General features: G+C 51.9%; 18 protein-coding genes. 16 read left to right on the top strand and 2 right to left on the bottom strand.

What is annotated here, in order from left to right; translation table 11 throughout:
- The first annotated feature begins 17 nt into the window (after positions 1-17).
- The 5 genes from P22_RS02605 (at position 18) to P22_RS19890 (ending at position 3352) form a co-directional block, all read left to right on the top strand.
- On the top strand, positions 18-1892 hold the full coding sequence (locus P22_RS02605; RefSeq protein WP_054258651.1) for an ABC-F family ATP-binding cassette domain-containing protein: 1875 nt from the start codon (positions 18-20) through the stop codon (positions 1890-1892).
- 181 nt (positions 1893-2073) lie between these two features.
- On the top strand, positions 2074-2664 hold the full coding sequence (locus P22_RS02600; RefSeq protein WP_054258650.1) for an RNA polymerase sigma factor: 591 nt from the start codon (positions 2074-2076) through the stop codon (positions 2662-2664).
- A 4-nt stretch (positions 2665-2668) separates the two neighbouring features.
- Complete coding sequence (locus P22_RS02595) at positions 2669-2893, top strand: DUF1659 domain-containing protein (protein WP_054258649.1); 225 nt, start codon at positions 2669-2671, stop codon at positions 2891-2893.
- Positions 2894-2957: 64 nt separating this feature from the next.
- Positions 2958-3170 carry a DUF2922 domain-containing protein gene (locus tag P22_RS02590; protein ID WP_054258648.1) on the top strand — a complete coding sequence of 71 codons (213 nt, stop codon included), beginning with the start codon at positions 2958-2960 and terminating at the stop codon, positions 3168-3170.
- Between the two features lie 32 nt (positions 3171-3202).
- Positions 3203-3352 carry a YvrJ family protein gene (locus tag P22_RS19890; RefSeq protein WP_069972740.1) on the top strand — a complete coding sequence of 50 codons (150 nt, stop codon included), beginning with the start codon at positions 3203-3205 and terminating at the stop codon, positions 3350-3352.
- Positions 3353-3370: 18 nt separating this feature from the next.
- On the opposite strand, the gene P22_RS02585 is transcribed toward P22_RS19890, so the two are convergent.
- The gene (locus tag P22_RS02585) at positions 3371-3643 is read right to left on the bottom strand and encodes a TIGR03905 family TSCPD domain-containing protein (RefSeq protein ID WP_054258647.1); all 273 of its coding nucleotides are present in this window, start codon (positions 3641-3643) and stop codon (positions 3371-3373) included.
- Between the two features lie 140 nt (positions 3644-3783).
- Between P22_RS02585 and P22_RS02580 the strand changes: the two genes are divergently transcribed.
- Both P22_RS02580 and P22_RS02575 read left to right on the top strand, forming a co-directional pair.
- On the top strand, positions 3784-5943 hold the full coding sequence (locus tag P22_RS02580) for an SF1B family DNA helicase RecD2 (protein WP_054258646.1): 2160 nt from the start codon (positions 3784-3786) through the stop codon (positions 5941-5943).
- On the top strand, positions 5937-6602 hold the full coding sequence (locus P22_RS02575; RefSeq protein ID WP_054258645.1) for a ComF family protein: 666 nt from the start codon (positions 5937-5939) through the stop codon (positions 6600-6602). The genes P22_RS02580 and P22_RS02575 overlap by 7 nt, the downstream gene beginning before the upstream one ends.
- On the opposite strand, the gene P22_RS02570 is transcribed toward P22_RS02575, so the two are convergent.
- The gene (locus P22_RS02570) at positions 6603-7196 is read right to left on the bottom strand and encodes an HD-GYP domain-containing protein (RefSeq protein WP_235814530.1); all 594 of its coding nucleotides are present in this window, start codon (positions 7194-7196) and stop codon (positions 6603-6605) included.
- A 199-nt stretch (positions 7197-7395) separates the two neighbouring features.
- Between P22_RS02570 and P22_RS02565 the strand changes: the two genes are divergently transcribed.
- The 9 genes from P22_RS02565 to P22_RS02525 all read left to right on the top strand — a co-directional run bounded on the left by P22_RS02565 (position 7396) and on the right by P22_RS02525 (position 13315).
- The gene (locus tag P22_RS02565; protein ID WP_054258643.1) at positions 7396-7803 is read left to right on the top strand and encodes a flagellar protein; all 408 of its coding nucleotides are present in this window, start codon (positions 7396-7398) and stop codon (positions 7801-7803) included.
- A gap of 151 nt (positions 7804-7954) precedes the next feature.
- Positions 7955-8233, top strand: coding sequence for a flagellar biosynthesis anti-sigma factor FlgM (flgM, locus tag P22_RS02560; RefSeq protein WP_054258642.1), 279 nt, complete (start codon positions 7955-7957; stop codon positions 8231-8233).
- Positions 8234-8259: 26 nt separating this feature from the next.
- Entirely contained in the window at positions 8260-8757 is a 498-nt protein-coding gene (locus tag P22_RS02555; protein WP_054258641.1) for a flagellar protein FlgN, read from the top strand.
- A 12-nt stretch (positions 8758-8769) separates the two neighbouring features.
- The gene (flgK, locus tag P22_RS02550) at positions 8770-10584 is read left to right on the top strand and encodes a flagellar hook-associated protein FlgK (RefSeq protein ID WP_054258640.1); all 1815 of its coding nucleotides are present in this window, start codon (positions 8770-8772) and stop codon (positions 10582-10584) included.
- A 14-nt stretch (positions 10585-10598) separates the two neighbouring features.
- Positions 10599-11507 carry a flagellar hook-associated protein FlgL gene (gene flgL / locus P22_RS02545; protein WP_054258639.1) on the top strand — a complete coding sequence of 303 codons (909 nt, stop codon included), beginning with the start codon at positions 10599-10601 and terminating at the stop codon, positions 11505-11507.
- 30 nt (positions 11508-11537) lie between these two features.
- Complete coding sequence (locus tag P22_RS02540) at positions 11538-12098, top strand: DUF6470 family protein (protein ID WP_156318833.1); 561 nt, start codon at positions 11538-11540, stop codon at positions 12096-12098.
- A gap of 33 nt (positions 12099-12131) precedes the next feature.
- The gene (gene fliW, locus P22_RS02535) at positions 12132-12587 is read left to right on the top strand and encodes a flagellar assembly protein FliW (RefSeq protein ID WP_054258637.1); all 456 of its coding nucleotides are present in this window, start codon (positions 12132-12134) and stop codon (positions 12585-12587) included.
- 1 nt (position 12588) lies between these two features.
- The gene (gene csrA / locus P22_RS02530) at positions 12589-12855 is read left to right on the top strand and encodes a carbon storage regulator CsrA (protein ID WP_054258636.1); all 267 of its coding nucleotides are present in this window, start codon (positions 12589-12591) and stop codon (positions 12853-12855) included.
- Between the two features lie 70 nt (positions 12856-12925).
- Positions 12926-13315 carry a flagellar protein FlaG gene (locus P22_RS02525; protein WP_054258635.1) on the top strand — a complete coding sequence of 130 codons (390 nt, stop codon included), beginning with the start codon at positions 12926-12928 and terminating at the stop codon, positions 13313-13315.
- Positions 13316-13326: the final 11 nt, after the last annotated feature.

The raw sequence follows: 13326 nt of genomic DNA, 5'->3' as shown, positions 1-13326 counted from the left end.
TACACTGGGGTGAATGCATGGGAGTATTAAGGGTAGAGGGTCTTGGCAAAGCGTTTGGTGTGGAGACCCTGTTTAGTGAAGTCAGTTTTGAATTGCGGCGCGGAGAAAAAGCCGGACTGATTGGCGGCAACGGTACCGGCAAAACTACGTTGCTGCGGTGCCTGCTGGGGCTGGAGGAGGCGGACAGCGGCAGTGTTTCCGTGCCGTCCGGTGAAACCATCAGTTACGTAGAGCAGGAGGCAGAACTGGGGAACGGAACGCTTTATGATGAGCTTTGTTCGGCTTACCGGGAGGTTTTACAAGTTCAGCAGGATATGCGGCGGCTGGAAGCGCAGATTGCCGCTGAAACGGATAAAAGCGGGCAGGAACAGCTGTTGGCAGATTACGCCCGGGCGCAGGAACGGTTTGAGCAGGGCGGCGGCTATGAATATGAAAACAGGATCCGGCGTGTCGCCTTCGGCTTAGGTTTTACGGACGAGGATCTGGCGCGCCCGCTCACCACGTTCTCCGGCGGGCAGAAAACGCGGATTTTTCTGGCGCGGGCTTTAATCCGGCAGCCGGATTTTTTGTTTTTGGACGAACCCACCAATCATTTGGATATTGGTATGGTGGAATGGCTGGAAGAGTACCTGACGGGTTACGGCGGCGGTGTACTGATTATATCCCATGACCGCTATTTTTTGGACAAAGTTGTCGGGCGGATTATGGAACTGGAAAATAAGAGACTGACCGTTTACCGGGGAAATTATACGGAATACCTGGAGCAAAAGGCGGAACGGATGGCGGCTTTGAGCAATGCTTACGAAAAACAGCAGGAGTATATAGCCAAAACCGAAGAATATATCCGGCGGTATAAAGCGGGAATTAAATCCAGGCAGGCCCGCGGCCGGCAGTCACAGCTAAACCGGCTGGAACGGATCGTCCTGCCCGGTAGTGAGGCCCGTTTTGATTATTTTGCGTTTAACCCGCCAACCGAGTGCGCAGAGCGGGTGGCGGAGCTTTTGGAGACAACGGCAGCCTATGGTGAGCGGGTCATTTTGGATAAAATATCGCTGCTCATCCGGCGTGGCGACGGGGTGGCGCTGGTCGGACCGAACGGGGCGGGCAAGACGACACTGCTGAAGCTGTTGACCGGTGAGCTGGAAGCCAGCGGCGGACGGGTAAAACTCGGCAGCCGGGTAAAGCTGGGGTACTTTTCCCAGGAGCATGAAAATTTAAACGAGAAAGCCCGGGTGCTGGATGAAATTATGCTGGAGTATGGGTTGAGTGAAGAACGGTCCAGACATTACCTGGGGGCTTTTTTATTCTGCGGTGACGATGTCTATAAAATCATCGGCGAACTGAGCGGCGGCGAAAAGGCCCGGCTGGCTTTTTTGAAGCTAATGCTGACCGGTGCCAATTTTTTGGTATTGGACGAGCCGACCAATCATCTGGACATACCGGCCAAGGAAGCAGTGGAAGAGGCCATCTGCGCTTTTCCCGGCACCTTCCTGGCTGTATCGCATGACCGGTATTTTCTCGATAAAGTGGCTAACCGTGTAGTTGAACTGGAGTACGGGCAGTTGACCGAGTATACCGGAAATTATAGCTATTACCGGGAAAAGAAAGCCGGAACGGTAAAAGCGGTTCCGGCTGTTCCGAACGGAAAAGCGGAGAAAGCGGATCCGAAAAAGCAGGAACGAAGCAAAAGGCCCCAGGATAAGGAACGTCTGATGCGCAAATTGGAAGAGGAAATCGCCGGTCTGGAGGTTGAGCTTAAGGTACTGGAGGTTCGCCTAAACGATCCGGCCAGCCATACCGATCCGGCTGTCAGCCGGGAACTGTCCGGACAGTATGATGCCAAACAAGCCGAACTGGCGGCAAAATATGAAGAATGGATGGCTGTACAGTAACGATTGACAAGGGTGCCGACTTAGGTTGGCACCCTGCTTTTTTTTAGGCATATTCTCCGAGTCAAGCCGGCCGGCGCACTGACCTGCGCCAGGCCGGCTTTTGCTTTGCCTGGCGGTCGGGTGCTACCATGAGATCAGCGCAAATACAAGGGAAACCGGTTTCTCACGACAGGTGAGAAAAGTGGAGTTATTAACATTGGTAGAGAAGGCCCAACAGGGGGACGAGAGTGCCTTTCAGGAAATTTGCCAAAGGTTTGCCGGGTTGGTTAAAAAGCACGCCGGTCAGGCGCATCTGCGCCCGATACGGGAAGAGGCACTGGCCGAATGCTGGCTGGCGGTGGTGCAGGCCGTCAAGTATTTTCAGGCCGGAGCCGGAGTGCCGTTTGCCGGTTATGTAGAAAGCCGGGTTCGCTATGCGGCCTGGAATTTGTTTAAACGGGAGCGCCGCCACTGGCAGCGGGAGTTTTCGCTTGAGCAATCAAAGGAACAAGAAGAGGATGGTCCGGGATTGCTGGAAGTAGTACCGGACCATACCGACATAGTCCGGGAAGTGGAAAACAGGCTGATTTATGAGGAGGTGGTACAGGCTTTGGCGGGTCTGCCGGAACGGCAGCGATATGCCGTAACAAGCCTGCTTGCCGAAGATTCCCGTCTAAGCAGTGTGGCGGCGGAACTCGGTGTAACGATACAGGCCGTGCATAATTTGCGCCGCCGGGGATTGGCCCGTTTAAAAGCAGCCTGCAGCGGAATGTATGGCAGTGAGAGGGGGTGAGAACATGGCGATTGTGAAAGCACCGCAAAGCAGCCGCCTGGAGCTGAAAGTCCAGACCGGTACTGACGACAGCGGAAAACCGGTATACCGGGTACGGTCTTTTACCAATCTGGGAACCGGTGCCGCCGATGCCGATGTGTACGCCGTCGGGCAGGCCATTGGCGAATTGCAGCAGCATCCGGTAATCAGTATCGGCCGTCAGGACGACAGCCTGCTTGTGAACGAATAAACAGGCGGCGGTGAAAAAATGAGCAGCGGGAAGCTGAGCCCGCTGCCGGAAAGGAGGTGCAGAAATGGCTGCAACATTGGAAATGGTCTTTCGGAATGAGGCCGGCAAAACCAGCACCATCAGTCTGGCCGATCCGAAAGACGGTCTGACGCAGGCACAGGTGCAGGCGGTCATGCAGGATATCATCACCCGGAATATTTTCCACACGTCGAACGGCAACCTGGTTGAGTTTGCGGATGCCCGTGTCCGTACCAGCGAAACGGTATCACTATCCTAAGCAGGAAATAGAAAAAAGAAGGGGGTGCCGCCATGAGTGAAATTTTTGCTTATATCGCCAATTTCGGCTTTCCGATGGTGATTAGTATTTTCCTTCTGGTCCGGATTGAGGCCAGGCTGGAGCAGTTGTCCGCCAGCATTAACGAACTGGCGAAAGCCATTTTGGTCAGGCCGCCCGTTTAAAACAAGGAGCCCGCTTAGTTAAGCGGGCTCCTTGTTTTGTGCGTCTTGCTGATTTTGCATTTTTTCCAAAGCTTTTACCAACTGGTCGGCGCAGGAAGTGGTTTTATTGCCGCAGTGAATGCCCTTTAAACGGCTGATGACATCTTCGACCGTCATCCCTTCGACCAGTTTGCCCAACGCCTGCAGATTGCCCGGACAGCCATTGGTGAAAGCAACATTTTTCAGCCGGTTGTCCTGGACTTCAAACTGAATGGATTTGGAGCAGACGCCGGAGGTTTGATAAGTAAACATACCAATGGTTCCTTTCTGTAATAGAGAATATACCTGTATTCTATCGCGAAGTGCCCGTTGTGGCAATAGCTATGCAGGGAGGATTTTTTTCTTTCATTGCGAATACCAATGTATATTCAAGGGTAATAGGGGTATGCAAGGTGGAAAAACTCGAAGGCATTGTCGAAAATATAACATTCCAGAGCGACGACAACAGCTTTACGGTATTTAAGCTGAAAACGCTGGACGAACGTACCGTGGCGGCGGTGGTGGGGCAGATGCCGGCACCGCTGGTGGGAGAACAGCTGGAGCTTGGCGGTGAGTGGGTGGAACACGCCCGCTTTGGCCGGCAGTTTAAAATGTCGTCCTGTAAACGGGTGGCGCCAACGGACAAAAAAGGAATAGAACGGTTTTTGGCTTCCGGTGCGGTCAAGGGAATCGGCCCGGCCATGGCAGCCCGGCTGGTCAGGCACTTTGGCAGCAAGGTGCTGGATATTCTGGAATTTTCCCCGCACCGGCTGGTGGAAGTGGAAGGCATTGGCACCAAAAAGGCGGAGATGATCCGCAATTCCTACAAGGAACAGACGGAAATGCGGGAACTGATGTTGTTTTTGGAAACCAACGGTGTTACGGGCGCGTATGCCGGTAAAATTTTTGCCCGTTACGGTTCGCTGGCCGTTGAGGTGCTGCAGGATAACCCCTACCGGCTGGCGGCGGAAGTCGACGGAATCGGGTTTCGCACCGCCGATCAAATTGCCATGTCGCTGGGGCTGGAGCGCAATCATGGCGACCGTCTGACCGCCGGGATTGATTTTGCGCTGCAGCAAACGGCCCAGGCGGGGCATTGCTGTGTGCCGGAGAGCCTTTTGGTACAGGAGACCGCCAAGCTGCTGGGGGCTGACGGCGCGGAGATTGCTTTGCACTTGTCCGATCTCATCAAAAGCGGCCGGTTGTGCACCGAGGATTTTCACGGCATGGTCCTCATTTATCCCCGTTATTTATATTATGCGGAAAAAAGGGTGGCGGAGCGGCTGCTGGTGTTAAGGGACAAGGCCAGACCGGCTCCGGAACGCGATTTTGCCGGAATGGTAAATGACTGGGAGGCTTCTTCCGGTATTACGCTGGCGCCGGAGCAGCGGCAGGCCATTATAGCCGCCCTCCAGCACGGTATCCTGACGCTGACCGGAGGGCCGGGGACAGGCAAAACGACGGTGGTCAAGGGGATTTTGGCGGTGTTGGAGCAAGCCGGATTCAAGATTTTGCTGGGAGCACCGACCGGACGGGCTGCAAAACGGCTGGCGGAAACGACCGGACGGGAGGCTTCCACCGTGCACCGTCTCCTGGAAGCCACCGGGGGAGCGGAAGGAGCGCCGCTGTTTTACCGTGATGAAGACAATCCGCTGGATGCCGATGTCGTCATTGTGGATGAAGTATCTATGATGGATATTGTTTTGATGGGCTATTTTCTGCAGGCCGTGCCGGACGGCTGCCGGGTCATTCTGGTGGGGGACGTGGACCAGCTGCCGGCGGTGGGGCCGGGGTCGGTGTTAAAAGATATTTTGCGTTCCGGCAGTGTGCCGGTGGTAAGGTTGACCGAGGTTTTCCGGCAAGCCGGTGAAAGCATGATTGTGCTGAATGCCCACCGGATTAACAAGGGGTTTTTACCGGATTGCAGCAGCAGCCTGGATTTTCAGTTTCTGGAGATACCGGCAGGCCGGGAGGCTGCGCCGGAGGTGGTCAGGCTGTGCTGCCGGCAACTGGTGGAAGAGGGGTATGACGTGTTTCAGGATGTCCAGGTATTATCGCCCATGCACCGCCTGGAATGCGGCGTGGAGAACTTAAACAGGCTGCTGCAGCAGGAACTGAATCCGAAAAAGGACGGCGAGGCGGAGCTGGGCGGGCTGCACCAGACACTGCGCCGCCGGGACAAGGTCATGCAAATCCGCAATAATTATACCAAGGGTGTATTTAACGGCGATATCGGATTTGTGCTGGATCTTGACGAAGCCAAAGTTATAGTGCGGTATCCCGAGCATGATGTAACCTATGAGCGGGCCGAGGCGGATGAGCTCAGGCTGTCTTATGCCATGAGCGTGCACAAAAGCCAGGGCAGCGAATATTCCGTTGTGGTCATGCCCTTGATGCCGGGGCACCACATCATGCTGCAGCGCAATTTGCTGTATACCGCCGTAACCCGGGCCAGAGAACGGGTCATTCTGCTGGGCACCAAAGCCGCGCTGAACAGTGCCGTCGCCAATGACCGGACGAAAAAACGCTATTCCCTGCTGGCTGAACGGCTCAGGGGGGATGCGTTGTGTTGAGGGCGCTGTGGTCGGCGCTGCTGGATATCGTCTATCCGCCCAAGTGCCCGGTATGCCGGAGGCCGGTTGCCGCCCACGGAGCGTGGTGCGATGTTTGTCTGGCCGGAATACTGGCCGTGCGGTATCTTAATCCGGCAGGGCATCATTTTAAAGCGCTGGACGAGTGTCTGGTTATTTGTGAATATACAGGCGGCGTAAAACGGCTGCTGCACGATATGAAGTATCGTCAGGCAGAACGGTACGCCGTTCATTTGCAATGGCTGCTGGCAGAAGGACGGGCAGAGGGTATCCTGGAAAGCTGCGATTTGATCATCCCGGTTCCTTTAAGTGCCGGACGGCTGCAGGAACGCGGCTATAATCAGACCGAACGGATATTTAAAGACTGGTGCGAAAAAAACGCCGCAGGCAAGTGGCGGGGCGATGTACTGGTGCGCCGGAGGGAGACGCTGCCGCAGTGGGAGCTGGACCTGGCCCGGCGCCGGAAAAACATAAAAGGCGCGTTTGCCGTAACGCGCCCGGAAGTCATTCGGGGAAAACATATTGTATTGGCGGACGATATTGTGACCAGCGGTCTCACGATGGAAGCCTGTGCCCAGGCATTAAAGAAAAGCGGCGCTGCCAAAATAACGGGGCTGGCTCTGTCCGGAGGCGGACAATAGTCAGCCTAAAGCGTCGATGAATGCCCGGACGACTTCCGGGTCAAGATCCATGCCGGACAGGCTGAGGAGTTCACGAACGGCTTCCGGTTTGGTTTTCGCCCAGTTTTGCGTGCAGGGATTAATAAACCGGTCGTAGTGGTCGGCAACCGCTATAATCCGTGCACCTAAGGGGATGTTCACCCCTTTTAGCCGCTTAGGGTAGCCTTTACCGTCCCAGCGTTCATGATGGTAGCGGATATAAGGAATAAGCTCCTGGCAGCAGGCGATGTTTTCCAGCATATTGCTGCCGGCGTTGCAATGGTTTTTATATACACTGAGTTCCCTGGTGGAAAGATACGGCATTTTGGCCAAGATCGCATTGGGAACGGTAATCTGTCCCAGGTCATGCAGCATGGCGGCATGACGAATCCGCTCAATCTCTTCCCGGGGCAGGCGCATCTTTGCGGCTACGCTCACCGCATAGTTGGCGACCTGGTGGCTGTGCAAGAATAAATTAGTACTTTTCAGTTCGATCAGATGCATGAGACTGGCGATCATGGTGCCCAGTGATTCGGCATCTTCATAGATTTCAGGAGGTTGCATCAAGGTAAGCATATACACGACAAGCTGCCTTTCCTCATAAAGTCAAATATAGTTTAATTTAGCTAAAAAATGATATAATCCTGCTTGTAAGATAAAAAATTAAAAGAAAAATAATCGACAGTGCAAATAAAGCTAGTACAATAGCCGAAAACAAGGTATAATGTAAATAAATGTTATTTTTTACCTGACATTGCAGGAGGGAGTATGCGCTATGGGGCTGAAAAATTGTCCGGAATGCGGCAGAGTATTTGTTGAAAATCCGGCGGGAATGTGTCCGGCTTGTCTGGAACAGGAAGAACGGGACGAGATTAAAGTTGTGGATTTTCTCCGGGATTCCGGCAAGGCTTCGATTGAAGAAATTCACCTGGCTACCGGGGTAAAAGAGAAAACCATCTTGAGAATGATGAAAAAAGGCCGCTTTATTGGGGATTTTGTTATCTCTTATCCGTGTGAGACCTGCGGGACCTTGATTACGGAAGGGCGGGTATGCCTTGCCTGCAGCAAAAATATCACTTCGCAGCTGCGCAACGAGGCGGCACAAGACGCCGAAACAGTGGCGAAGATAGAAGAGTTTAAAAAAGTGGGACGTATGTATACCAATCTCAATAAAAATAAATGAAAAAATAGATACAGGTGATAGGGTGAGCAATTCTGCTTTAATCTTATTATTTGAGCGTAAATCGTTTTAAAACGCTTGTAGGCGGGGATTAATATCCTTGCTTTTTTTTTCGATAATATTTCGAGGAAAACCGAAGATAGAGGTGTTGAACGTGATTGTTTCAGGAAAGCAAGTGCAAAATATCGTTAAGGTATATGGTGACCAAAACAAGGTTGGACCGCTGAATAAACCGGAAAAATCCGGTTCCGTACAGCGGGACGAGTTTATTCCGTCGTCAAATGCCCAGGAGTTTGGTCAGTTTTTATACAGCATAAAAAATATGCCCGAAGTGCGCGAAGACAAAGTGAAAGAATTTTCCGAGCGCATTGCTTCCGGAAAATATGAGGTGAACTGTAGCTCCATTGCGGAGAAAATGCTGACCGGTTTCTAAGAATATAGTGTTGGGAGAGAACAGTTGTGAAAGAGTTATGTGCGAGACTAACGGCGCTCCTGGCCGAGATTCTGGAAGTGTATCGAACCATTTTGACTTTAAGCCAGCGGAAAAAGGATACGTTGATTGCGGGACAGGTCAAAGAACTGGAAGAGATCACCAGGCAGGAGGAAACACTCATCCTGCAGGTGGGCAGACTGGAAAAAGAACGTCAGCAGGTTATGGCTGAGATACGGCAGGTCAACGGGCTGCAGGATGAAGAGCTGACACTGGTTCAGGTGAAAGACCTGGTGGATGCCTCTACGGCCGGGAGGCTGGAAACCGGGAGTGAAGAACTGCGGAGTGTACTGCGGGACTTAAAATCCATGAATGAATTAAATACCAAGCTGCTGCAGCGGGCGATTGCTTTTGTTGATTTTAATATTAATGTATTGGCCCAGCACAGTGTCGGCCCTGTATATGCAGCACAGGGACAAAACGGGACAAGCGTTCAGGAACGGACACTTGTTGATCGAAAAGCATAGGAGCTGATGAGCATGAGTTCAACGTTTGGAGGAATAAATACGGTTACGCGCGGCCTGGCTGTGCATCAGGTTTCTTTGGATACCGTAGGGCACAATGTTTCCAATGCCAGTACCACCGGTTATTCCCGTCAGGTTGTTACGATAACCACCACTAACCCGGAGACCATTTATACCGGTGCCGGCACCCAGCAGAAGGGGACCGGTGCTGTCGTTCAGTCGGTAGCCCGGGTCCGGGATTTCCTGATTGACAAGCAGATGTGGCAGGAAAAAGCCACGTTAAGCCGTCAGGAAGCGAAAGGCTCGGTATTAAGCAAAGTGGAAAACATCATCAATGACACTTCGGATAGCGGGATTCAGTCCGTACTGAATGATTTTTGGGAATCCTGGCAGTCGCTGGCTACCAATGCTTCGGATGAAGGCGTAAGGATGACCGTCCGGCAACGGGGGGGAGTATTGGCGGATGCCGTCAACACAGCGCGCAATCAATTGATGGATACGATTAGTGATATCAATACCAATATTAATACGAAAGTACAGACTGCCAATCAGATCACCAGCGAACTGTTAAACTTAAATAAGGAAATCAGGCTGGTTGAGGCACAGGGGACGGACGTTGCCAATGACCTGCGGGACCGTCGTGATCTCCTGGTGGATCAGTTGTCCGAGATCATGAACGTATCGGTTACGGAAGATGCCAACGGCAGTTATATCATCCAGGGCGGTGGTACTACGCTGGTTTCGGCGACCGACCGGGTGGAACTGGGTACGGTATCCAGCAAGGATCCCGATTACGGCTACGAAATAGTCAAAGTCGTGGACCCGGAAACCGGTTTGCCGATGAACTTCAACCAGGGCGAGCTGGCCGGGTTGATGAGCACCCGGGATTCGACAACGGACGGCGTTAAGGGGTATCTGAATAATCTCAGTACCATCAGCCAGTTTTTGCTTACCGAATTCAATGAGGTGCACCGTACCGGCTACGGGACGGACGGCAGCACGGGCAATAACTTTTTCGGCCAGGGCGGCGACGGAGCCGCTGACCCGGATTATAGTGATCCGGCTGTTTCCGGGACGTTTACAAAAGGACAATGGATTGACGAGTTAAAAGTAAACCAGGACCTGTTTGATAAGACCAGTGGCCTGGCCAGGATTGCTGCCAAAAAGAATGACAATACCATTGTGGTTACGCAGAGCAATGTCAACGGCGGCAAGGCAACGGTCACTGCCAAGACCGGCACCTATACCAGCGATACACCGACGGCTGTCCGGATTACCATTGCTTCAGGATCTCCGCCGGCCATCGACAGCATTAGTTACGTTACTTCCACCGACGGCGGTCAGACCTGGAGCGATCCTCCGACTACCATTGCCGGCGGCGGTCCGTATACCATCACATCCGGAGGGCTTACGGTGGAAGTGGCTATTGACGATGTCGCGACGACCGGCAATGCTAACGGTGATACCTATACATTTTCCCTTTCCAAGGGGAATACCGCCAGCGGCGACAATGCGGCTTTGATCAGCAACCGCCTGAAAACCGATTCCAGCGCTCTGCTGGGCAATGCCTCGCTGGACAGCTATTATTCCACCATGATCAGCAACCTGGGCATACAAACGCAAAATACGCAGCGGGAAGTTGACAATCAGCAGGCATTGGTGGATCAGATCAACAACTGGCGGGAGCAGGTGTCCGGCGTCAGCCTGGATGAGGAACTGACCAACATGATTAAATTCCAGAAAGGCTATGTTTCGGTGGCCCGGGTGCTTACCGCCATGGACGAAATGCTGGAAAAACTAATTAACGGCACGGGAGTAGTCGGAAGATAAGGAGATGATGTGGTGTGCGCATATCCAATAATATGATGCAGTACAATTTTTTAAGCAGCTTAAATAAATCCTCCGGGCAGCAATATAAGCTGCAGGAACAGCTTTCCGACGGAAGGCTGATTCACCGTCCCTCGGATGATCCGGTCAGGGCCGTTCGCAGCCTGCGGTTTAATACCAGCCTGTCGCAAAATGAACAGTTCACCCAGAATTTAAAAGATGCCCAGTCCTGGATGACTTCAACCGACAGTGCTATGTCGAGTCTGAGTTCCATCATGATCAATATCAAAGAGAAGGTTGTACAGGCGTCCAATGGAACCAATCCACAGGATGCGGTGCAGGCAATCGGGAAGGAAATTGACAATCTGATCAACCAGATGATCCAGATCGGAAACACCCAGGTCGGTGACCGCTATATTTTTTCCGGGCAGAATGATCTGGTGAAGCCGTTTACCCGCGAGGGCGATGACATTATTTACTATGGCGATGACCAAAAGGTGTCCATGCCGATTCAGATGGGAGCTGTTTCCCCGGAAAAAGACAGCGTCAATTTAACCGGGTTTGAAGTGTTTGGCGATAACCTGACGATCTTCAACCATTTAATTGAAATCAAGCAACACCTGGAGAGCGGTACCAAGGCTGACCAGGAATGGCTGTCCAACACCGGCCTGCAATATATTGATGATGATCATAAAAGCATGCTGAAATCCCAGACCGAACTGGGAACGCGCATGAATGTCTATAACATGTCGCTTACCATGATGGAAAACAGCAATGCGACCATTACCGGTGATTTGTCGGCCAATGAGGATATTGATATTGCCAAGGCTATCGTGGATTTTAAAAACTATGAAAATGTCTATAAGGCGGCTTTATCGGTGGGATCGCGCATTATGCCGATTTCGCTGGCGGATTTTCTGCAGTAGGTGAATTTTTGGGCGAAGGGCGGTAATGATATGCTTCGACTTCATATCGAACAGCAGCCAACCCGGATCGGGCTGAATATTACCGATCCTTTTCTGGAAATAAGGACAACCCCGCCGCGGCTGGAAATAGATACCCGGCCGGCCATTGTTGAAATTCAAAGCATCTCGGGCCATTTTGAATTTGATTTTACGCCTACCCGGGCTTCGTATGGCTTGAAGACCAATCTGGAATTCATGTTTGATTATGCGGAGCGGGGCCGCCAGGCGGTGCTTGAGGGTATTGGCAAGAGAGCACAGGATGGCGACCGGATGGCGGCTGTCTACAACAAGGACAATGCATTCGCCGAGCTTGCCAAAGAGGCGATGCGCCCGCCGGATGTGGAAGTGGTGTGGGCTCCCCTGGCCAAACCGGATATTACGTATATACCCGGAGAGCTTCACTTCAATCCGAGGCCCGGTCAATTGAATATACAAACGGAACGGGGCAGGGTAGACACGCAGCTTCGGCGCGGTCAAGTAGACATAACTGTCGATCAGTATGCCAGCATCCGATTTTGGACAACCCAAACCGATGTAGATATGATAGTATAGATACAGATATGATAAAAAAGAGGTGCTATTTCGATGATTGTTGAGTCGGCTCGTTTGGGAGATTTGGAAATTGAGGAAAAGGATATTATCGCTTTTCCGAAGGGATTGCTGGGATTTGAAGAAGAACGCCGGTTTTTGCTGCTGCCTTATGAACCGGAAAGTCCCTTTTTTTTGCTGCAGTCGGTTGCGGATAAAAACTTAATGTTTTTGCTGGCGGATGTATTTAGTTTTTTTGCCGACTACGAATTTGTTCTGGACGATCAGCTGGTTGCCGAACTGGAACTGTCGGAAGAATATCGTCCGCATGTTCTGGCGATCGTGAATGTTCCGAAAAATGCCGCCGATATGACCGCCAATCTGCTGGCGCCGCTCATATTCAACATTGACCGGCGTCTGGCCCAGCAGGTGGTTTTGGAGAAAACCGTATACAAAACGAAACACCGTTTGTTTGCGCCGCCGGCTCCTGAAAAAGCTCAGGGGGGCGAATAAGATGCTGGTGCTTACGCGTAAAGCCGGTGAAAAAATCGTGATCGGCGACAATATTGAAGTCACTGTCGCTGAAATAAAAGGTGATAGTGTCAGGCTGGCACTGCATGCCCCGAAACAGGTGAAAATTTATCGCGGCGAAATATTTGAAGCCATTGTGGAAGAAAACAAGCAGGCGGCAACCAATATTGTGCCGGACGCCCTGGACAGTTTGCTGCAGGTTAAGGGACAAACCAAAGCTTCTAAGCTGAAACTGCCGGAGGTAAAATAAAGACAGTCATTACCGCAGTGTATTTGACGACAATTTCAAAGACAATTTGAATCTAAGGAGGGTAAACTAAATGGGGATATATTCGATTGCTACGGTCAATGGTGTTGGCAAGGGGGCTGATTTGCCGAAACAAGATACGGCCGCAAAAAACGGGAAGGACATTCCGGGATGGGCAGGCCGTTTGGGAGAGGCTGCGGAGGTTACCATCCAGGGCTTGTATGCTGAGGACAAAGAATTGACGCTGGAAGATTTGTCGGAGATCAATTATCAATTCAATAAATTCTTCCGGATGATGCATTCGAATATTCAGTTTGCTCTCCATGAGCGTACGAATACACTGATGGTGGAAGTGGTTGATATGGACGGCAACATATTGAAAGAAATGCCGCCCCATGAGATGCTGGATGTAATGGCCAATATCAGCGAATATATCGGGACGTTGCTTGATAAAAAAGCGTAAAAACTTGTAAA

The organism is Propionispora sp. 2/2-37 (assembly GCF_001298735.1).
In the GTDB taxonomy this organism is placed as follows: Bacteria; Bacillota; Negativicutes; order Propionisporales; family Propionisporaceae; genus Propionispora.
Note: the sequence above shows the minus strand (reverse complement) of the source record. Positions and strands in the feature narration are given on the sequence as shown.

Bases quoted from the DNA above. Each gene is read 5' to 3' on its own strand.
- P22_RS02605 (WP_054258651.1), top strand. From the start codon at position 18: ATGGGAGTATTAAGGGTAGAGGGTCTTGGCAAAGCGTTTGGTGTGGAG.
- P22_RS02595 (WP_054258649.1), top strand. From the start codon at position 2,669: ATGGCGATTGTGAAAGCACCGCAAAGCAGCCGCCTGGAGCTGAAAGTC.
- P22_RS02590 (WP_054258648.1), top strand. From the start codon at position 2,958: ATGGCTGCAACATTGGAAATGGTCTTTCGGAATGAGGCCGGCAAAACC.
- P22_RS19890 (WP_069972740.1), top strand. From the start codon at position 3,203: ATGAGTGAAATTTTTGCTTATATCGCCAATTTCGGCTTTCCGATGGTG.
- P22_RS02585 (WP_054258647.1), bottom strand. From the start codon at position 3,643: ATGTTTACTTATCAAACCTCCGGCGTCTGCTCCAAATCCATTCAGTTT.
- P22_RS02570 (WP_235814530.1), bottom strand. From the start codon at position 7,196: ATGCTTACCTTGATGCAACCTCCTGAAATCTATGAAGATGCCGAATCA.
- P22_RS02565 (WP_054258643.1), top strand. From the start codon at position 7,396: ATGGGGCTGAAAAATTGTCCGGAATGCGGCAGAGTATTTGTTGAAAAT.
- flgK (WP_054258640.1), top strand. From the start codon at position 8,770: ATGAGTTCAACGTTTGGAGGAATAAATACGGTTACGCGCGGCCTGGCT.
- P22_RS02540 (WP_156318833.1), top strand. From the start codon at position 11,538: ATGCTTCGACTTCATATCGAACAGCAGCCAACCCGGATCGGGCTGAAT.
- fliW (WP_054258637.1), top strand. From the start codon at position 12,132: ATGATTGTTGAGTCGGCTCGTTTGGGAGATTTGGAAATTGAGGAAAAG.
- csrA (WP_054258636.1), top strand. From the start codon at position 12,589: ATGCTGGTGCTTACGCGTAAAGCCGGTGAAAAAATCGTGATCGGCGAC.
- P22_RS02525 (WP_054258635.1), top strand. From the start codon at position 12,926: ATGGGGATATATTCGATTGCTACGGTCAATGGTGTTGGCAAGGGGGCT.